Here is a 19,697-nt window from a genome sequence, read left to right on the forward strand (position 1 = left end):
CTCGCGGGCCGGAACGGCGGACGGAGCCGTGCCCGGGCTCAGTACCCTGTCCGCATGAGCAGCGTCTTCCCCTCGCCCCTCGCCGATCCCACGCCGCAGTCCCCGGTCATCCGGGCCGCCTACCGCGCGCAGGCCGCCGCCGCCGAGATCGCCCCGCTGCCGCGGGCCGTCAAGGACGACGTGCTGCTCGCGATCGCCGACGCCCTGGAGGTGCGGGTCAAGGAGATCGTCGAGGCCAACGCCGAGGACGTCGGGCGGGCCCGTGAGGCGGGCACCGCCGAGGCGATCATCGACCGCCTCACCCTGACCCCGGAGCGGGTCCGCGCCATCGCCTCGGACGTACGGGACGTCGTGGCGCTGCCCGACCCGGTCGGCGAGGTCGTCCGTGGTTCGACGCTGCCGAACGGCATCGACCTGCGCCAGGTGCGGGTCCCGCTCGGTGTGGTGGGGATCATCTACGAGGCCCGGCCCAACGTCACGGTCGACGCCGCGGCACTGTGCCTGAAGTCCGGCAACGCGGTGCTGCTGCGCGGCTCCTCCTCCGCCTACTCCTCGAACAAGGCCCTGGTCACCGTCCTGCGCGACGCCGTCGGCGGCGCCGGGCTGCCCGCCGACGCGGTGCAGCTGGTCCCCGGTGAGAGCCGGGAGTCCGTACGCGAGCTGATGCGCGCCCGCGGCATGGTCGACGTGCTCATTCCGCGCGGCGGCGCCTCGCTGATCCGTACGGTCGTCGAGGAGTCCACGGTGCCCGTCATCGAGACCGGCACCGGCAACTGCCACGTCTACGTCGACGCCGAGACCGACCTCGACATGGCCGTGGAGATCCTGGTCAACTCCAAGGCGCAGCGGCCCAGCGTGTGCAACGCCGCCGAGACCCTCCTGGTGCACCAGGACGTGGCCGACTCCTTCCTGCCGCGGGCGCTGGTCGCGCTGGCCGAGCACGGCGTGACCGTGCACGCCGACGAGCGGGTCCAGGAGATCGCCGACCGGGTGCGGTCCGGCGCGACCGTGGTCCCGGCCACCGTCGAGGACTGGGAGACCGAGTACCTCTCGTACGACATCGCCGCGGGGGTCGTCGACTCCCTGGACGCCGCCGTGGCGCACATCCGGCTGTGGTCCTCCGGCCACACCGAGGCCATCGTCACCACCTCGCAGGCCGCCGCCCGCCGGTTCACCCAGCTGGTCGACTCCACCACGGTCGCGGTGAACGCCTCGACCCGGTTCACCGACGGCAGCCAGTTCGGCTTCGGCGCGGAGATCGGCATCTCCACCCAGAAGCTGCACGCCCGCGGCCCGATGGGGCTGCCGGAGCTGACCTCCACCAAGTACGTCGTCACCGGCGACGGCCACGTCCGGGACGCCCGGCAGCGCAGCTGCTGACACCGCCCCGGTCTCCCGGGGGCACCGTGCGTGCCCCCGGGATATTTCTTCCCGCCCTGCCCAAAGCGGCGGTCCCGGGCTAATCTGGTGGGGTGCCGGACGATGTGGGGGGCAAGCCGTTCCAGGACGGTGACGAACCCGACAGCGACAGCCACGGGGCGGCGGACGAAGAGTTCGCGACCGTGGTGTTCGACGAGGATTTCGTGCGGTCCGCCGAGATCCACGAGCCCAGCGCCGTCGAGCGCATGCTGGCCGCCGCCCAGGCCCGTGCCGAGGCCGAGGCGGCCCGCCGCCGCCCCGGCGCCTCCGTCAGCGACGAGGAGCTCTACGAGGCGTACGGCGGCCCCGGCGAGTGGTACGACCCGGACGACGACGGCCACGACCCGTACGGCCCCTACGGCGGCGCCCTGCGCCCCTATCGCAGCGGGACCCGCTGGCACCGGCCGGTGGCCTGGGTGCTCGCAATCGTGATGGGCGTCGGCATGGTGGCGCTCGCCTTCGCGGCGGTCTACCGCGGCGACGCGGGCAGCAGGCAGGACCCCTCGCCGCCGCCCGCGACCACCGGCGTCGACGACGACCGCGCCGAGCGTTCCGCCGGGCTGCCGGAACCGCTGCCGTACGCCCTCGCCGGGGGCGCCGCCCCGGCGGCCGTGGCCGTCCCGTACGCCCGCTGAGCGCGCCGCGCCGCGATGGCCGGCCCGCGCCGGGAAGTTCGGTGTCACCCAGGCGTTTACCAGGTGCCCTCCCGACCTACTCTGTTGGTATGACCGGGCCTGGAGACCCACCTGAGGGGGCACCCGAGGGCGTCCCGGGAGGTGGCGACGACGAATACCGATCCGTCGTTTTCGACGAATCCTTCGTTCGTGCTGCCCGGCTTCAGGAGTTCTCCGCCCAGGAGCGGCTGGACGACCACACCCCCGCGGTGCGCCGCCAGGGCCCGTGGCGCCGGAGCCGGGGATCCCGGCAGGCGCTCGTCCTGGTGCTGCTGATCGCCCTGGCCTTCGCCACGGCCGTGTACATGGGGGTGCGCAATCCCTACCGGAGCCTCGCCGAGCGCGACCCCGAGCCGCTGCGCAGCACCGTCGTCCCGCTGGCCCCGCGCGGCGCGGTGCCCGGCGCGGCACCGGCCGCCCTGTTCGAGCACAGCCCGGCGGCGCACTTCCGGGTGGGGGCCGAGGGGGTCAATCTGCCGGCCGTGCACGGCACCGAGAACTTCACCGACACCCAGGTCCTCGCCGCGCTGGACGCGGCCAAGGAGTACATCATCCGCTCCTCGCTGGACCCCGAGGTGCTGACCGGCGGCACCGTGCGGCCCGTGCGCGTCCTGGTCGACTCGTACCAGCTGGAGCAGTTCGACCGGAGCATGGACCGGCCCGCCGACGACGGGCGGCACGCGGCCACCGGCTGGCTGGTCCGCTTCGACGCCTCCCGGGTGGCGCTCGCCGACCCGCAGGTGCGCGTGCGGGGCAGCCTCGCCGTGACCGAGACGGGCTCCAGCCGGCTGGAGGTCACCGGCGACCACACCTTCGTCTACGCGCTGCGCCCGGCCGCCGGGCAGCCGGAGGGCGACGGCCGGGCGTCGCTCTTCACGGTCCGCCGCGAGGTCCGCTTCCGCTTCGACCGGGACGACCTGCGCGACCACCAGATCGAGGTGGTCCAGGCCTATGTGCAGGCGGGCCCGATGAGCTGCGGCGGCGACACGGCCGGGCAGCTGCGGCCGCTGCTGGCGGGGCAGGACGCCGGGAAGGGCCGCCCGGCCGGCACGGACCCGTACGCGCCCCAGCGGTCCACCGCCTCGCTGTGCGGGGTGATGGCCGACGAGGCGCAGCCGAGCCCGCCCCGGGGGTCGCCGTAGCGGCCGCCCGGGGCGCGGGACGGCGCCCGCCCGCCGGAATCCGACGGGGGGCGGCCCTGCCGGGGCCCGTCAGGAGGACGCGGCCGGGCCGCTGTCGTCCGCCGGCGGCGTGGAGCCGCCCTTGCCGCCGTTCGCGGCGCCGCTGAACCTGTCGCGGAGCTTGCCGCCGAGGTCGCCGGCGCCGCCCGCGATGTCCCGCACCAGGCCCATCAGCGGGTCCTTGCTGTTGCGGACCGAGTCGGCGTAGTGGTTCGCGGACTCCTTGAAGGAGTCGCTGACCGAGGTGTCCTTGTCCTCGTCGCGGCGCGGGTAGTGCCCGTCCATGAGCCGCTGGAAGTCCCGGCTCTCGGCCCACTTCTTGAGTTCGGCCGCGCGCACGGTCGTGAACGGGTGGCTGCGCGGCAGCACGTTCATGATCTTCAGCACGGAGTCGCGCAGATCGCCGCCCGCCTCGTACTCCTCGGCCTGCTTCAGGAAGGCCTCCACGTTCATCTCGTGGAGGTGGTTGCCGCCGGCCATCTTCATCAGGCCGCGCATCGAGGCCTGCAGGTCCTGGCCGACGACCAGGCCCGCGCGGTCCGCCGACAGCTCCGACTTGCGGAACCACTCGCGCAGCGCCGTCACGAGCGCCATGATCGCGACATTGCCCAGCGGGATCCAGGCGACCTTGAGCGCGATGCTGGTGAGGAACAGCAGGATCGTCCGGTAGACGGCGTGCCCGGACAGGGCGTGTCCCACCTCGTGGCCGATGACCGCCCGCATCTCCTCCTCGTCCAGCAGCTCGACGAGGCCGGTGGTGACGACGATGATCGGCTCGTCCATGCCGATGCACATGGCGTTCGGCTTGGGGTCCTGGTTGACATACATCGGCGGGACCTTCTCCAGGTCCAGGATGTCGCACGCGTCCCGCAGCATGACGTGCAGATGCGCGAACTGGTCCTCGCTGACCCGCACCGAGTCGGAGAGGAACATCAGGCGCAGCGAGCGCTCCGGCAGCAGCCCGCTCAGCGCCTTGAAGGCGGTGTCGAAGCCGCTCAGCTTGCGCAGCGCCACCAGCGCCGAGCGGTCGGCGGGATGTTCGTAGGCGCGTGAGGAGATCTGCGGGAACCGCCTGCGGTTGCGGCTCGGCACGTTCCCGTTGCTGTCTTCGGTCATCTTTGGCCCCCTTGTCGGCCCGGCACATGGCCTCGTCCCCCTGGCAGCCACCACCCTAAGTGCTGACTGTCACAGCGGGGCCGCGGCGGTCGGACCCGTAGGACGCCAAGAGTCGGCGTGAGGTTGCGTCGGCGCCCCGCTTACGATGAGAGCGCATCACGCGTCCTGTCCGACGACGACCCCGAGGTCTGCCGACGATGAGTCTCCCCAGCTCCGCCCACGCCCTGCTCACCCTCGCCTCCGGGGGCGGTGAGCACGGAAGCAACCACGAGAGCCTCAACCCGTACCTGATCGGTGGCCTGACGCTCGCCGCGCTGCTGCTCCTGCTCTGGATCACCACCCGTCTCAACCGCGACCGCTGAGGCGGCCGGAGGCAGCGGGACGCGCCGCCGGACCGGGAAGTAGGCTCTGCTCGCATGGGAGAACAGCAAGCGCCCGCGACCGGTCCGGTGAAGCGGCGGCTCGGTGTCATGGGCGGCACGTTCGACCCGATCCACCACGGGCACCTGGTCGCGGCCAGTGAGGTCGCCGCCCAGTTCCACCTGGACGAGGTCGTCTTCGTGCCGACCGGCCAGCCGTGGCAGAAGAGCCACCAGACGGTCTCCCCGGCCGAGGACCGCTATCTGATGACGGTCATCGCGACCGCGTCCAACCCGCAGTTCTCGGTCAGCCGGATCGACATCGACCGCGGCGGCCGGACCTACACCATCGACACCCTGCGGGACCTGCACGCCGAGCACGGTGACGCCGACCTGTTCTTCATCACGGGGGCCGACGCCCTCTCGCAGATCCTCGGCTGGCGGGACGCCCCGGAACTGTTCTCGCTGGCACACTTCATCGGAGTGACCCGTCCCGGGCACGTGCTCTCCGACCCCGGCCTCCCGGACGGCGGCGTCTCGCTGGTCGAGGTGCCGGCGCTCGCCATCTCGTCCACGGACTGCCGTGCGAGAGTGGCGGCGGGCGAGCCGGTCTGGTATCTGGTGCCGGACGGGGTGGTGCGCTACATCGACAAGCGCGGGCTCTACCGGGACGCCGGCTAGGCGCGACGGCAGGGCACGGCACGGGAAGGGGCACCGGTGAACGACGCACACTCCGGGCGGTACGGCAGGCCGGAGGACGGCCAGGATCCCTACGTCCCCGACGCGTACACGCAGCAGTACTACGACCCGTACACCGAGCGGGAGCAGCAGCCGCAGCAGTACGACGAGTACGGCCGTCCGTACGAGTCCTACGACCCGTACACCCAGCAGCAGCGGCCGCGCTACGACGAGCAGTACGACCAGTACAACCGCGGCTATCCGCAGCAGCAGTACGACCAGGGCTACGCCCCGCAGGACTACGGCCACGACCCCGACCCGGGCGGCTACGGCACCGGGACCGGCACCGCGCAGCCCTACCCGCAGCAGCAGCCCTACCCGCACGAGCAGCAGCCGCAGCAGCCGGACCCGTCGCGGTACCCGTCGCACCAGCAGGACCCGAGCCGGGATCCGCGGCACGGTGTCCCGCAGCAGTCCGCCCAGCAGCAGTGGGCGCCGCAGCAGCAGACCCGCGCCCCGGAGCGCCCCCAGCAGCCCGGGCAGCCGGGGCACCCCGGCCACCCCGGATCCGTTCCGGGCCCCCGGGACGACGACTCGGGCGCGCCCGACTACCGCACCGAGCAGTTCTCGTTCATCGAGGAGCCCGACGAGGACGCCGACGACGTCATCGACTGGCTGAAATTCGCCGAGACCCGCACCGAGCGCCGGGACGAGCGCAAGCGGAAGTACCGCAACCGCCTGGTCTCCCTCCTCGTGGTCCTCGCGCTCGCCCTGGCCGGCGGCGTCGGCTACCTCTGGTACGAGGGCAAGCTGCCCGGTCTGTCCGGCGACGGCGGGGGCGCCCAGGCGGCCGGCGGCCCGCAGAAGCGCGACGTGATCATCGTGCATCTGCGCGACACCAAGCAGGACGGCGGCAGTTCCACCGCGCTGCTCGTGAACAACGAGACGACCGGCAAGGGCACCACGCTGCTGCTCCCGAACTCCCTGGCGGTGACCGGCGAGAGCGGTTCCACCACGCTCGGCGCCTCCGTCGAGGAGGAGGGCAACGGCCCCACCCGCGATGCCCTGAACACGCTGCTCGGCTCCGGGATGAAGCACAGCTGGCGGCTGGACACCCCGTATCTGGAGAATCTGGTCGAACTCGTCGGCGGCATCACCCTCGACACCGACGCCGCCGTCCCCGCGGCGAAGAAGGGCGAGGACCCGCTGGTCGGGAAGGGCCGGGAGCAGAGCCTCGACGGCCGGGCCGCCGTCGGCTACGCCACCCTGCTGCAGAAGGGCGAGGACCAGGCCGACCAGCTGCGGCGGTTCGGGCAGGTCCTGCAGGCCGTGCTGCGGAAGATGCCGAGCGACCCCGAGCTGGCGACGACCACGGTGCAGACTCTCAACCAGATCGCCGACCCGTCACTGACCGAGGGGCAGCTCGGAGCCTCCCTCGCCGAACTGGCGGAGCAGGCGAAGAGCGGCGCGTACGAGACGACGCTGCTGCCGGTGCGGCAGGACGGGACGCTGAGCGACGGGACCGCGGAGAGCGTGGTCAAGGACGTCCTCGGCGGCACGGTCACCAACGCCGACCCGGACGCGGCCCCACGGGTGAGCGTGCGGAACGCCACCGGTGACACGAAGGCCGCGGGCACGGCGCAGGCGGCGCTGGTCAACGGCGGCTGGACATACGTCGACGGCGGCACCGGCACGGCGCAGCAGACCTCGCGGGTGACCTACGCCGACGCGGCACGGGCCGCCGAGGCGAAGGAGATCGCCACCGCGCTGGGCCTGCCGGAGAGCGCCGCCCGGAAGGGCGAGGGGGCGGCCAACGCGGACATCACCGTCGTCCTCGGCGGCGACTACGAGCCGGGCGGCGCCGGGCAGTAGCGCCCCGGGCGGCCGCCGGTCCCGGTGGCCGCCCCGGGGTCCGGCGGCCGCGGGCCGGGTGTGCCGGTGGATCGTGAGATCCTGGATTCCGGCCGCGCGACCCCGCCCGGGGCACCGCGGCCGGCATCCAGCCCCTCGACCGAAAGCCTGCTTGTGACCGTCACGGACCGCTCCAACGAGCTGATCAACGCCGCCGCCCAGGCAGCCGCCGACAAGCTCGCGCACGACATCATTGCGTACGACGTCAGCGAGGTGCTGTCGATCACCGACGCCTTCCTGCTGGCCTCCGCCCCCAACGACCGCCAGGTCAAGTCGATCGTCGACGAGATCGAGGAGCGGCTCAACAAGGAGCTGGGCGCCAAGCCGGTGCGCCGCGAGGGCGACCGCGAGGCCCGCTGGGTCCTGCTCGACTACGTGGACATCGTGGTGCACGTGCAGCACAGCGAGGAGCGCGTCTTCTACGCCCTCGAGCGGCTCTGGAAGGACTGCCCCGAACTGGAGCTGCCGGCCGACGCCGCCGCGACCCGCGGCAAGGCCGAGGAGCACGCCCGCGCCGAGGGCGACGAGGACGGTGAGCTGAGCTGAACGGCACGAGCAGCGGCCGGGGCCGCAAGATCGTCCTGTGGCGGCACGGCCAGACCGCGTGGAATCTCGAGCGCCGCTTCCAGGGCACCACCGACATCGAGCTGACGGAGACCGGCCGTTCCCAGGCGCGCCGCGCGGCCCGGCTGCTGGGCGCGCTGGAGCCGGACGCGATCATCGCCTCCGACCTGGTGCGGGCCCGGGACACCGCCGCCGAGCTGGCCGCGGTGACCGGGCTGGAGGTCACCGCGGACCCGGGCCTGCGGGAGACCTACGCGGGCAGCTGGCAGGGCCTGACGCACGAGGAGATCCTCGAGCGGCACGGCGAGCAGTACGCCGCGTGGAAGCGCGGCGAGCCCGTACGGCGCGGCGGCGGCGAGCTGGAGACGGACGTCGCCGACCGGGCGGCCCCCGTGGTCGCCCGGCATGCCGACAAGCTCCCGGAGCGCGGCACCCTGGTCGTGGTCAGCCACGGCGGCACCATCCGCACCACCATCGGCCGGCTGCTGGGCCTGGACTCCCGGCACTGGGAGGCGCTCGGCGGCCTGTCCAACTGCTGCTGGTCGGTGCTCGGCGAGGGCGCCCGCGGCTGGCGGCTGCTGGAGCACAACGCGGGCACGCTGCCCGAGCCGGTGCTCGGGGACGACGACTGACGCACGCGGCCGGGGCTCCCGGCGGGCCCGCCGGAGCCCGGCGCGGACCGGATTTCTCATTCGGCCTGGTCACCGGTTAAGCTACTGCTCGTTCACGGCGCGCCGGTGAGAACCGGACCGGGGCGTCGCGCGAACGGCGGGGCTATAGCTCAGTTGGTAGAGCGCCTGCATGGCATGCAGGAGGTCAGGAGTTCAATTCTCCTTAGCTCCACACCTGTCGATCCCGCCCTCCAAAAAAATGGAGGGCGGGATCGTTGCATTCCGGACAGTTTCCGGAAGCAAGGCGCTACGGGAGTTACTCCTGTGGTGAGAACGCTGACCGCGTGCCCGTCCCATGGCAGAATCAAAGGTCGTGAGGGGAGGAGCGACATGCCGGAGAGCATTCTCGGTGGCACCGGGAACCTTCTCGGTATGACTCTCCTCCGCTGTCCGTCCTGTGGCTCGGTCCATGTCGCCCAGATGCTCGGGGACAACGGCGGTATCTCCTACGTCTGCACGGCCTGCGGCCACAGCTGGAGCTGACTGATGGGTGCACACAGCAGGAAGTGCGACTGGTGCGGCAGCGGTACGCCGATCGTCCGCGACATGGAGCCGCTGAACCTCGACTACCAGTACTGGTGCGAGGAGTGCGCCCGCGCGCTGATCATCGTCGGCGACCCCATCGAGACGTACCGGGAGCTGGACGGCGAGCCGATCTACGGCCGGCTGCTCGACGAGCACTGCGCGCTGAAACGGTTCTACTCCTTCGCCACGGCCTGAGAGCCGACCCGCCCCACGCCCGTCCCCGCGCCCGCCCCGCCCGTTCCCGCCGCGCCACCGGCCCGCACGGCTCCGCCCAGCGGCGTCCCGCGCCGCGCCGCCCTCCGCCAGGCCCGTGCCGCCACCGCAGCCGTCAGCACCAGAAAGCCGACCGCGAGCGCCGGATAGCCCGCCGACAGCAGCATCTGGCCGCCGGTCTGCCGCAGTTCCTGCCGGGCGCCCGGCGTGTGCGGCACCCACCACAGGGCGTACGAGCAGAACACCAGCCAGACCGCGGCGGTGACCGCCGTCCACCACGCCCGGCGGTGCGACCGGCGCAGCGCCTCGCCGCCCAGCAGCAGCACCAGCGGCACGCACCACACCCAGTGGTGCGACCACGACACCGGGCTGATCAGCAGCGCGGTCATCGCACAGGCCAGGACCGCCCACGCGTCGAGCCCGGCGAGCAGCGCGGCCGTGCCCGCGGCCAGCCCGGCGACGGCGACCACGGCCACCGTGACGGCCCACCACACGCCCGGATCGGTGGTGTGCATCAGCCGTGCGAGCATCCCGCGCAGCGACTGGTTCGCCGTCTGTTCCAGATGGCCGGCCCGGCTCGCGGAGAACACCGTGCCGGACCAGAACGTCAGCGAGTCGCGGGGCAGCGCCACGGCGGCGGTCGCCACCGTCCCCGCGAAGGCCGCGGCCGACACGGCGGCCCGCCGCAGCAGCGGATTCCACGCCGCGGCGATCCCGCCCCGGCCGCCGGCGGCGCGCAGCAGCTGCCAGCCCCGTACCGCGCCGGCGACCGCCAGGAACGCCGCGAACAGTGCCGGGGTCAGCTTCACGCCCGCCGCGATGCCCGTGCCCAGCCCGGCCCAGCGGTGACCGGCCGGCCGGGACAGGTCCCACAGCACGAGCACCGCGAGCAGCAGATTGATCTGCCCGTAGCGCAGCGTCGTCCACACCGGTTCGCACCAGACGGCCGCCCCCGCGAGCGCGAAGGCCAGGGCCGGGCGCGGCAGCCGCGCCACCCGCCCCGGGAGCCGCTCCGGCAGACCCGTCAGCCTCAGCGAGAGATGGACCAGCGCGACCAGCAGACCGAGATTCCCGGCGGTGACGAGGAAGCGCATCGGCCCGACGTCGAGCAGCGTGAGGGGTATGAACAGCAGCGAGGCGAAGGGCGGATAGGTGTTGGGCAGGTCGGCATAGGTGGCCCGCATCGCGTAGAGGTCCCCGCCGGTGCGGGCCGTCCAGCCCTCGGCCCGGTAGACCATCAGATCGATCATGGTCACCTGCGCCGCCCGCTGCGCCGCCCAGAAGGCGGCGAACGAGGCGAGGCAGCAGACCGCCGCGATCAGGGTGGGATGTCCGGCGGCCCGGGCGCGCAGGGCGGGGACGGGGGGTTCGGCGGTCCGTTCCGTACGTTCCGTCGCGGTCACGGTGGCGCGGCTCCAGAATCCAGGTCTGCGGATGCGGGGTCGGCGACAGGGGCACAGGAGGGAGACAGTACCGGCCGGGATGATCTCCGGCGGAGGGGGAGGGATATGGATTTGGCGATTGGCGGGGTCTGCCGTGTAAAGTTGGCGCAGCCGCCACGGGGAACCGGGCGACAGCAAGCGGGGCTATAGCTCAGTTGGTAGAGCGCCTGCATGGCATGCAGGAGGTCAGGAGTTCAATTCTCCTTAGCTCCACGGTGAACGATGAGAACGGGCCGTCCGGAAGGGCGGCCCGTTCTGCGTTCCGCGGGGCCGTCCGCCCGCCGCGTCCGCCGCGTCCGCCCCGTCCGCCGCGGCTCCGGACGGGGCCGAGACGACGCGTACGCCGGGTGCCGCGTACGCCGGGTGCACCGGGTGCACCGGGTGCACCGGGCAGGACTCGGGCGACGGACGTGCCGGTTCCGGACGCCGCGCCCGCCCCGCGCCGACACGACGGAGCGCCCCGTCCCCGTGCCGTCTCAGCAGGGGGGCGGGGCGCTCCGGCCCGGGCCGGCTCGGCGGCTGCGCGGCTCAGCCGCCCCCGCGGGGCAGCGCCTGGCGGTTGCTCGGCGCCGGACCGCGCGGCGCCGGGGCCTCCTCCAGCCGCAGCGCGAGCGCGGGACAGCGGCGCACGGCCCGCTGCGCCTGGCCCTGGAGGTGTACGGGCACGGAGGCGTCGGCGAGCACGGGATAGCCGTCCGGGCCCATCCGGATGAGTTCCGGCACCAGCCCGGCACACAACGCGTGACCCTCGCAGAGCGTCCAGTCGACGGCCAGCTTCTCCCCGCTGGGCACGCCCTCCTCCTGGTAGCCCGGCGCGGGCAGCGGCAGCACGCCCTGGGTCGGGCGGCCGCAGCCGCCGTTCAGCACATGGGAGGCCAGATCGTCGGTGAAGGTGCTGAGCGCCGAGGTGATGAACCGTACGGAACCGTCCGGGTGCGCACAGGCCCCGCGGCCCCGTACGGACTGCGTCACCTGCCGCAGAGCCTCCAGCGAGGTCCGGCCGCCGCCGCCCAGCACGTCGGAGAGCCCGGCGGCCGCCGCGGGCAGCCCCAGCTTGCACGGGCCGCACTGCCCCGCGGTCTCCGCCGCCAGCCAGTGGGCCACCCGCAGGGTCTCGCCGAGCGGGCAGGTCTCCGGGCCGATGGGCAGCAGCGCGCCGGCCCCGAGCGCCCCGCCCGCCGCGTCCATCGACTTGCGGGAGACCACCGCGCCGTGCGCCGTCATGCCGTCGATCCACTTGCCGTGGTAGCCGCCGGAGGCCACGCCCTGCGGCAGCGGCGGCGCCCCGCACAGCTCCAGGACGTACCGCAGCGGTACGCCGCTGGGCACCTCCAGGACCGTGGGCCGGGCCACCGAGCCGGAGACGGTCAGCAGGACGGTGCCGGGCTCGGTGCTCAGCCCCGTGTTGCCGTAGCGCTGCGGGCCGAGCCGGGCGGCGACGGCGAGCTGGGCGAAGGTCTCGGTGTTGGACAGCAGCGTCGGCGCGTTGCTCACCCCGGAGTCCGAGGCCCGTACCTTGCGGCCCGGGGGCAGCGAGGGGCCGCCGTTGGCGGCGCGGATCACGGCGGAGGACTCGCCGGAGACCATCCGCTCCGGGGTGCGGACGATCCGGGCACGGAGGGTCTGCCCGCGCCGGTCCGACAGGCCCCGCTCGCCGAACGCCTGCCGGACGGACGCCTCGGTCGAGTCCCGGGTCACGGCGACGACCAGGGTGCGCGCCCCGAGCGCCTCGGCGGCCAGCAGCGCGCCGTCGAGCACCAGGTGCGGGGCGCGGTTGAGCAGCACGGTGTCCTTGCGGCAGGCCGGTTCGCCCTCGCTGCCGTTGACCACGACCACGGGGCGCACCCCGCGGCGGATGGAGGACTTGGCGACGGCCCGCAGTTTCCTGCCGAACGGGAAGCCCGCGCCGCCGCGGCCGCTGAGTGAGACGGCCTCGGCCAGCTCGGCGAGCCGTTCACCGGGCATCGGCTCCAGGGCGCCGTGAACCTTGAGATGCATGTCGAGGTCCAGGCGGTGGACCAGATCGAAGCCTGACGTCAGCTGGGGGAGTCCCACGACCCGGACCTCGGGTACGTCGGGCAGCGGCACGTTCATGGCCGGTCTCCTGCGGGCTCGTGCCACGGCTCACCGGGCGGGGGCGGGTAGAAGGGCCCGGGCGCGTCGGAGGCGCCCGTGGTGCCGGACGGCCCGCCGTCCCGGGAGTCGGGGCCGGCGGCCGGGCCGAGGCGGTCGGCGGGGGTGGGCGGCGGCGGGGACGGGACGGGCCAGGGTGCCGCGGCCCGCTCCGGGGACGGGCCGGCGCGGACATCGAAGCGCGGGTCGGAACGCAGGTCGGAGGGGCGGGCGAAGGGCTCGGTCGGGGCGGCGTCGAAGACCGGGTCGCGCAGCGGGTCGCCGCCGGTCCCGGAGCCGGCGGGGAAGCCCGGGGAACCGGCGGGGAAGCCGGGGGAGCCCGCCGGGGAGCCGTCCCACGCCGCGCCGCCGCCCGGGGAGGCGCCCGGCGGAGAGCCGACTCCCGCCGGACCGTTGTCCCGGGGATGCGCCCAGGAGCCGCCCCGGGTGTCCGCGCCCGGCGGGTCCGCGTACGGCCGGGGCAGCGGCTCGGTCCGCGGTCCCTCGCCGGAAGCGGAACCGCCGGTCCGCGCCCCGGAACCGCCGAAACGGGACCCCGACCCGGACCCGAAATCGGACCCGGAATCGGACCCGGACCCGGAATCGGACCCGAAATCGGACCCGGACCCGGAATCGGGCCCGAAATCGGACCCGGACCCGAAATCGGACCCGGACCCGAAATCGGACCCGGAGCCGAAACCGGACCCGGAGCCGAAACCTGCACCGGCATCCGCGCCGGACCCGGCCGTGAAACCGCCCGCCGCATCGCCCCGCGCCCCGGTGAGCGGCCCGTCCGGCGTCCCGGACAGCGGGTCCGCCGCGCTCCCCGGCACCGCCCGGACCGGCGCCGCCGGGGAGAATCCGCGCCCCGGCGGCACGATCCGGGAGGGACGGTCCGGATCCGCGTCCGGCGTCCCGTCGGCGGACGTCATGGCCCGGTAGCCCGCCGAGAGGCCCGCGCCGGGGCCCGCGGCCCCCGCCGGCCGGCCCGGAGAGCCGAGCGGGACCGCGCGGGTCGACTCCAGCGGTGGCCCGGAACTCCCGCGAGCGGGCCGCGGGATCGCGGCCCCCCGCCGCTCCCCGGCCCCCGGCAGCGGCGTCACCGCGGTGTCCCGCGGCGGGGGAGCAGGCGCACCCGGCGGTCGCGCGGGCTGTTCGCCCGGCCGCAGCAGGGCCAGCAGCACCTGCGCGATCCGCCGCCGGTACGGCGCGGGCAGGATCCGTACCGACACGGCGAGCCCGACCGCGAGCAGGCACAGGGTGTACAGCGCGACCACGTAGCCGGCCGCCTCCCGGCCCGCGTACAGGCCGTGCACCAGCGCCGCGCACCAGGCGGGGTAGGCCAGCGAGTGGATGGCGCGCCAGCGGCCCGCCACCTTGCGGCTCTCCGAGGCGAACGCGCTGCGCAGCGCGCCGGTGGAACCGGCGATCACCATCAGGTACCCGGCGAGCGAACCGAGTCCGATGAGCCCCGCCGAGCCCTGGACACCGAGTCCGAACGGCACCAGCGCGCCGATCAGGGACGTGTGTCCGGCGGAGACCTTCAGGACGATGTGCATCACCAGGAAGCCGAGGGAGGCCACGGCCACGGCGCGGTGGACCGCCTGGGCCAGCAGCCGCTGGCGGGGCGCGAGCAGCACCCGGTCGGTGGCGATGAGCCCCCAGACGACGGCCGCGGTGAGCGAGAGCAGGGTCAGGACTCCGCCGACGAAGTCCAGCAGGGCGCGGAGCTGTTCCCCCGTGAAGAGAACGAGCATCGGAACGAGGATCAGCAGTGCCGTCGAACCGGCGAACAGCGCGGGCCTGGGGACGGCCGGCCGCTCGGGTGCCGGATTGCGAGGTATCAGGGGCTGGGTCCGTTTCTTACGAGGGTTCATGCGGTGACTCCTGTGGCGCGAGAAAGGGGTCCCGGCTCCGCATGCTAAGTGGCCTCTCGGGTAACGTCCGGGCGTTTGGTTATTTGCTCAGCTGTCAATTACGGACGGCCGCCGCACGGTGTTCAACGCCCGCTCCGTGCGGCCCGGGCGGTCGCTGCGGTACCCTGACGCCATGCGTGCCGTACGCCTTCTGCTTAGCGAGCCGCGCTGATCAGTCCCGACCCGTGGTGCCTCGCGGCAACCCGAGGTCGGAATCGGCGCGGCGTCCCCTCCTGTGCGAGGGGCATTCCCTTTTCCGGGCACCTTCCGGTGCGGGACGAGTTCCCGCCCGGAGACGGCGCCGGGACAGGTTTCGGGTAACGGCAGAGACGATCGATGGAGCTTTGAGGACGATGAGCGAGAACCATTCCGCCGCCGAACCGGCCGCGTCGCCCCGTACCACGTCATTCCGGTACGAGGCAGCGCTGGCAGCCGACATCGAGGCACGCTGGCAGGACTTCTGGGACGCCGAGGGCACCTACGAGGCCACCGGCCCGGAGGGCGGCCCGGGAGCCGCCGGAGAAGCCGGTGACGCCGCCGCGCGGCCGAAGAAGTACGTGATGGACATGTTCCCGTACCCCTCGGGCTCGGGACTCCACGTCGGCCACCCGCTGGGCTACATCGCCACCGACGTCTACGCCCGGCACGCCCGGATGACCGGCCACAACGTCCTGCACACGCTGGGCTTCGACGCCTTCGGGCTGCCCGCCGAGCAGTACGCCGTGCAGACCGGCACGCACCCGCGGGTCTCCACCGAGGCCAACATGGAGAACATGACGGCGCAGCTCCGCCGGCTGGGCCTGGGCCACGACAAGCGCCGGTCGTTCGCCACCATGGACCCGGAGTACTACAAGTGGACCCAGTGGATCTTCCTGCAAATCTTCAACGCCTGGTACGACGACGCCGCGGACCGCGCCCGGCCGATCGGGACCCTGGTCGAGCAGTTCGAAAGCGGTGAGCGGGAGACGCCCGGGGACTGGGGCCCCTGGAGTGAGCTGAACGCCGCCCAGCGCGCCGACCTGCTGGGCGAATACCGGCTGGCGTACGCCTCCGACGCCCCCGTCAACTGGTGCCCCGGGCTGGGCACCGTGCTGGCCAACGAGGAGGTCACCGCCGAGGGCCGCTCCGAGCGCGGCAACTTCCCGGTCTTCAAGGCCAAGCTGCGGCAGTGGAACATGCGGATCACCGCCTACGCCGACCGGCTGCTGAACGACCTGGACGCGCTGGACTGGCCGGAGGCCATCAAGTTGCAGCAGCGCAACTGGATCGGCCGCAGCGAGGGCGCCCGGGTCGACTTCCCCGTGCACGCCACCAGCGGGGCCGACCGGGCCGTCACCGTCTTCACCACCCGCCAGGACACCCTGTTCGGCGCGACGTACATGGTGCTGGCGCCCGAGCACGGCCTGGTGTCCGGGCCGGACACGATCGTCCCGGACGCCTGGCCCGAGGGCACGCACGAGGTGTGGACCGGCGGATACGCCACCCCCGCCGAGGCCGTCGCCGCCTACCGCAAGCAGGCAGCGGCCAAGTCCGACGTCGAGCGGCAGGCCGAGGCCAAGGACAAGACGGGCGTCTTCACCGGCGCGTACGCGGTCAACCCGGTCAACGGCGAGCAGGTCCCGGTCTTCATCGCCGACTACGTCCTGATGGGCTACGGCACCGGCGCCATCATGGCCGTACCGGCGCACGACTCCCGGGACTTCGCCTTCGCCCGCGCCTTCGAGCTGCCGATCCGCTGCGTGGTCGAGCCCACGGACGGCCGCGGCACCGACACGGCGACGTGGGACGACGCCTTCGCCTCCTACGACGCGAAGACCGTCAACTCCGCCAACGACGAGATCTCCCTGGACGGCCTGGGAGTCACGGAGGCCAAGGCCCGCATCACCGAGTGGCTGGAGCGCCGTGGCATCGGCGAGGGCACCGTCAACTTCCGGCTGCGCGACTGGCTGTTCAGCCGGCAGCGCTACTGGGGCGAGCCGTTCCCCATCGTGTACGACGAGGACGGCATCGCCCACCCGCTGCCCGAGTCGATGCTGCCGCTGGAGCTGCCCGAGGTCGAGGACTACTCCCCGCGCACCTTCGACCCGGACGACGCGAACACCTCCCCGGAGACCCCGCTGTCCCGCAACGGCGACTGGGTGAACGTCGAACTGGACCTGGGCGACGGGCGGGGTGTGCGGAAGTTCCGCCGCGAGACCAACACCATGCCGAACTGGGCCGGTTCCTGCTGGTACGAGCTGCGCTATCTGGACCCGCGCAACAGCGAGCGGCTGGTCGACCCGGAGATCGAGCGCTACTGGATGGGCCCGCGCGAGGGGCAGCCGCACGGCGGTGTCGACCTGTACGTCGGCGGCGCCGAGCACGCCGTGCTCCACCTGCTGTACGCCCGCTTCTGGTCCAAGGTGCTGCACGACCTGGGCCACATCTCCTCCGCCGAGCCGTTCCACAAGCTCTACAACCAGGGCATGATCCAGGCCTACGTCTACCGGGACAGCCGCGGCATCGCCGTCCCGGCGGCCGAGGTCGAGGAGCGCGACGGCACGTACTGGTACGGCGGCGAGCAGGTCACCCGGCTGCTGGGCAAGATGGGCAAGTCCCTCAAAAACGCCGTCACACCCGACGAGATCTGCGCCGAGTACGGCGCGGACACGCTGCGGCTCTACGAGATGGCGATGGGCCCGCTGGACGTCTCCCGGCCGTGGGACACCCGTGCGGTCGTCGGCCAGTTCCGGCTGCTCCAGCGGCTGTGGCGGAACGTCGTCGACGAGACGACGGGCGAGGTGACCGTCGTCGACAGCGAGCCCGACGAGGCGACGCTGCGCGCTCTGCACAAGGCGATCGACGGCGTCTCGCGCGACATGGAGGCGCTGCGCTTCAACACCGCCATCGCCAAGATCACCGAGCTGAACAACCACCTGACGAAGGCGGGCGGCCCGGTGCCGAGGACGGTCGCGGAGCGGCTGGTGCTGCTGATCGCGCCGCTGGCCCCGCACATCGCCGAGGAGCTGTGGTACAAGCTGGGCCACCGCACCTCGGTCGCGCACGCGGACTTCCCGGTGGCCGACCCGGCGTACGTGGTGGACGAGACGGTGACCTGCGTCGTCCAGGTCAAGGGCAAGATCAAGGCCCGGCTGGAGGTGTCGCCGTCGATCGCCGACGAGGAGCTGGAGGCACTGGCCCTGGCCGAGGACGCGGTGCGGTCGGCGCTGGGCGGGGCGGGGATCCGCAAGGTGATCGTCCGGGCACCGAAGCTGGTGAACATCGTTCCGGCTTGATCTCCCGGACGAGCCGGGGCATCGGGGCTGGGTGACCGCCGGGCCCGGGCAATCGGGCGGGCCGGGGAGCGGAACGGCTGCCTCCGCCCGCCGTGGCCGGGGGGAGGCGGTCGCCCCTAGGGGCCGGTTGGGGGTTCCGCCGGGGACCCGGTGGAACCCCCAACCGGCCTCGGCCGTTTACGGTGGAGAAGGTGCGCCGGACGGCGTGTCGTACCGGAGTGTGACGAGGGAGCGCTCATGGAAGCCGCGATCGCGGTGGTGGCTCTGCTGTTCGTGCTTTTCGTCGCGGCCGGTGTCTATGCCGCCGCCAAGGCGGTCGGCGCCGCGAAGCGCGGCGTGGACCGCACCGTCGCGCAGGCCCGGCGGACCGTGGAGGACACCACGCTCCGGGCCCGGCAGCTCGCCCAGCCCGGCGCCGCGGGGGAACTCGCCGAGCTGCGGATCAAGCTCCGCACGTCCATGCGGGCCACCCAGGACACCCTGCACGCGGCCGCCCCCGACGATTCCTCGCTCGGTGAGACCCTGGGCCTGTTCGAGCGGCTGAGCACGCACGGCCGGGAGCTGGACGACGAGCTGAAGCGCCTGGAGCGAGAGCCCGACAAGAGCCGCGTCGCCGCCGCGCTGCCCGACCTCCGGGAGCGCACCGAGCGCGTCGTGCACTCCGCCGACTCGCTGCGCTGGGCGGCCCAGGACCGCGCCCGGAGGTTCGCCGACGACGATCTGGCGGCGCTCAGCAGCGACATCCAGCTGGAGGCCGGCGCTCTCCGGCACTGGGACAGCACACCCGGGACGACCGACGCGGCGGGTTCCGGCAGCACCGGCGGCGCCCAGCGGTCGCCGGACCCGGGACAGGCTCGGCAGGCGGAAGCACGGACGGCACCGGCAGGCGAACCGGCGGGGACGCCGGACCGTACGCCGGACCGCGAGCGCCAGCCGGAGGAACCGCCCGCCCTGACCGCCCGTGACCCGCGGCAGCGGACGGGCTTCCCGTGGGAGAAGGCGGGGAAGACCCGGCGGCCGGAGAGCACGGCCTGACCGTCCCCTCCGGGCACCCCGACCGTGTGCCCTGGCCGTGTGCCCCGCCCGACCGGATCCCGGCCGCGCTCCCGACTCGTTCCCGGGCTGTGCCCGGCCTGTCCGGGCCGTACGCGCCCCTTCCGCCGCCTGCATCCGGCCGTTCCTCGGTCCGGACGCCGGTCTGTTCTCGGGCCGTGTTCGGCCGGTCCCCCGGGGCATTCCGCTGGGCCGGCCCCGCGGGGTTCTTGGCCGATCCTCGTGCCGGGGTGGGGCTCTCGGCCGGTCCTCGCGCCGGGCCCGGCCGTGCCCGGAACGTCCACTGGCCCGTTCCCGGCTCACTGGCCTGTTCCCCGTCCACTGGCCTGGTCTGGTCTCCCCACTGGGCCGCCCCCGCGGGCGGGGGCTCGATTGATCCTTGCGCCGGGCCCGGCCCTGTCCTGGCGCCGGGGCGCCTGGCGCCAGGGCGCGGCGCGTCTCCGGGACACCCGCTCGCGCCGGGGCGCGGCAGGCTCCCGGACACCCGCTCGCCAATCCTCCGGGCGGGGCTCGACCGATCCCCGGGCCGTGCTCGGCCGGCGTCCCGGGCCCGTGGTCGGCCGGGCTCGGGAGCCCGTGCTCGGCCGG

The 19,697-nt window shown here is 73.6% G+C and carries 16 protein-coding genes and 2 tRNA genes; 14 read left to right on the forward strand and 4 right to left on the reverse strand.

Annotated features, from left to right (window positions below):
- Positions 1 to 54: 54 nt before the first annotated feature.
- From GCU69_RS21500 to GCU69_RS21510, 3 genes are all read left to right on the forward strand, one after another.
- Positions 55 to 1,380 (forward strand): glutamate-5-semialdehyde dehydrogenase, encoded by a 1,326-nt coding sequence (locus GCU69_RS21500; protein WP_098751871.1) that lies wholly within the window; start codon positions 55 to 57, stop codon positions 1,378 to 1,380.
- 92 nt (positions 1,381 to 1,472) lie between these two features.
- Positions 1,473 to 2,054 carry an SCO2584 family spore wall biosynthesis protein gene (locus GCU69_RS21505; RefSeq protein WP_098751870.1) on the forward strand — a complete coding sequence of 194 codons (582 nt, stop codon included), beginning with the start codon at positions 1,473 to 1,475 and terminating at the stop codon, positions 2,052 to 2,054.
- Positions 2,055 to 2,143: 89 nt separating this feature from the next.
- Complete coding sequence (locus tag GCU69_RS21510) at positions 2,144 to 3,235, forward strand: SCO2583 family membrane protein (RefSeq protein ID WP_098751869.1); 1,092 nt, start codon at positions 2,144 to 2,146, stop codon at positions 3,233 to 3,235.
- 69 nt (positions 3,236 to 3,304) lie between these two features.
- Here GCU69_RS21510 and GCU69_RS21515 read toward each other — a convergent pair whose 3' ends face one another.
- Positions 3,305 to 4,390, reverse strand: coding sequence for a M48 family metallopeptidase (locus GCU69_RS21515; RefSeq protein ID WP_098751868.1), 1,086 nt, complete (start codon positions 4,388 to 4,390; stop codon positions 3,305 to 3,307).
- A 197-nt stretch (positions 4,391 to 4,587) separates the two neighbouring features.
- Between GCU69_RS21515 and GCU69_RS32765 the strand changes: the two genes are divergently transcribed.
- The 8 genes from GCU69_RS32765 (at position 4,588) to GCU69_RS21550 (ending at position 9,293) form a co-directional block, all read left to right on the forward strand.
- Positions 4,588 to 4,752 (forward strand): hypothetical protein, encoded by a 165-nt coding sequence (locus GCU69_RS32765; protein ID WP_098751867.1) that lies wholly within the window; start codon positions 4,588 to 4,590, stop codon positions 4,750 to 4,752.
- Positions 4,753 to 4,806: 54 nt separating this feature from the next.
- Complete coding sequence (gene nadD, locus GCU69_RS21520; RefSeq protein WP_098751866.1) at positions 4,807 to 5,430, forward strand: nicotinate-nucleotide adenylyltransferase; 624 nt, start codon at positions 4,807 to 4,809, stop codon at positions 5,428 to 5,430.
- Between the two features lie 36 nt (positions 5,431 to 5,466).
- Positions 5,467 to 7,299 (forward strand): LCP family protein, encoded by a 1,833-nt coding sequence (locus tag GCU69_RS21525; protein ID WP_098751865.1) that lies wholly within the window; start codon positions 5,467 to 5,469, stop codon positions 7,297 to 7,299.
- A 153-nt stretch (positions 7,300 to 7,452) separates the two neighbouring features.
- Positions 7,453 to 7,884 (forward strand): ribosome silencing factor, encoded by a 432-nt coding sequence (rsfS, locus tag GCU69_RS21530; protein ID WP_098751864.1) that lies wholly within the window; start codon positions 7,453 to 7,455, stop codon positions 7,882 to 7,884.
- Entirely contained in the window at positions 7,881 to 8,534 is a 654-nt protein-coding gene (locus tag GCU69_RS21535) for a histidine phosphatase family protein (RefSeq protein ID WP_098751863.1), read from the forward strand. The genes rsfS and GCU69_RS21535 overlap by 4 nt, the downstream gene beginning before the upstream one ends.
- Before the next feature lie 138 nt (positions 8,535 to 8,672).
- Positions 8,673 to 8,745: transfer RNA gene (locus GCU69_RS21540), tRNA-Ala, on the forward strand.
- Positions 8,746 to 8,903: 158 nt separating this feature from the next.
- A complete protein-coding gene (locus GCU69_RS21545) occupies positions 8,904 to 9,056 on the forward strand; it encodes a hypothetical protein (protein ID WP_156206928.1) in 153 nt (50 codons plus the stop codon).
- Between the two features lie 3 nt (positions 9,057 to 9,059).
- Complete coding sequence (locus tag GCU69_RS21550; RefSeq protein WP_098751862.1) at positions 9,060 to 9,293, forward strand: hypothetical protein; 234 nt, start codon at positions 9,060 to 9,062, stop codon at positions 9,291 to 9,293.
- On the opposite strand, the gene GCU69_RS21555 is transcribed toward GCU69_RS21550, so the two are convergent.
- Positions 9,272 to 10,714: a glycosyltransferase 87 family protein gene (locus tag GCU69_RS21555; RefSeq protein WP_408055830.1), complete on the reverse strand. Its 1,443-nt coding sequence runs from the start codon at positions 10,712 to 10,714 to the stop codon at positions 9,272 to 9,274. The genes GCU69_RS21550 and GCU69_RS21555 overlap by 22 nt on opposite strands.
- Before the next feature lie 179 nt (positions 10,715 to 10,893).
- Here GCU69_RS21555 and GCU69_RS21560 point away from each other — a divergent pair.
- Positions 10,894 to 10,966, forward strand: a tRNA-Ala gene (locus tag GCU69_RS21560).
- A gap of 315 nt (positions 10,967 to 11,281) precedes the next feature.
- Here GCU69_RS21560 and GCU69_RS21565 read toward each other — a convergent pair.
- A complete protein-coding gene (locus GCU69_RS21565; protein WP_156206929.1) occupies positions 11,282 to 12,847 on the reverse strand; it encodes an NADH-quinone oxidoreductase subunit NuoF family protein in 1,566 nt (521 codons plus the stop codon).
- The gene (locus GCU69_RS21570) at positions 12,844 to 14,742 is read right to left on the reverse strand and encodes a hypothetical protein (protein WP_156206930.1); all 1,899 of its coding nucleotides are present in this window, start codon (positions 14,740 to 14,742) and stop codon (positions 12,844 to 12,846) included. The genes GCU69_RS21565 and GCU69_RS21570 overlap by 4 nt, the downstream gene beginning before the upstream one ends.
- 392 nt (positions 14,743 to 15,134) lie before the next feature.
- Between GCU69_RS21570 and leuS the strand changes: the two genes are divergently transcribed.
- Together leuS and GCU69_RS21580 are read left to right on the forward strand one after the other, a co-directional pair.
- A complete protein-coding gene (gene leuS, locus GCU69_RS21575; RefSeq protein WP_156206931.1) occupies positions 15,135 to 18,056 on the forward strand; it encodes a leucine--tRNA ligase in 2,922 nt (973 codons plus the stop codon).
- 237 nt (positions 18,057 to 18,293) lie between these two features.
- Complete coding sequence (locus tag GCU69_RS21580; protein WP_156206932.1) at positions 18,294 to 19,091, forward strand: hypothetical protein; 798 nt, start codon at positions 18,294 to 18,296, stop codon at positions 19,089 to 19,091.
- Positions 19,092 to 19,697: the final 606 nt, after the last annotated feature.

Source organism: Streptomyces lycii, assembly GCF_009735685.1.
GTDB lineage: Bacteria > Actinomycetota > Actinomycetes > Streptomycetales > Streptomycetaceae > Streptomyces > Streptomyces lycii.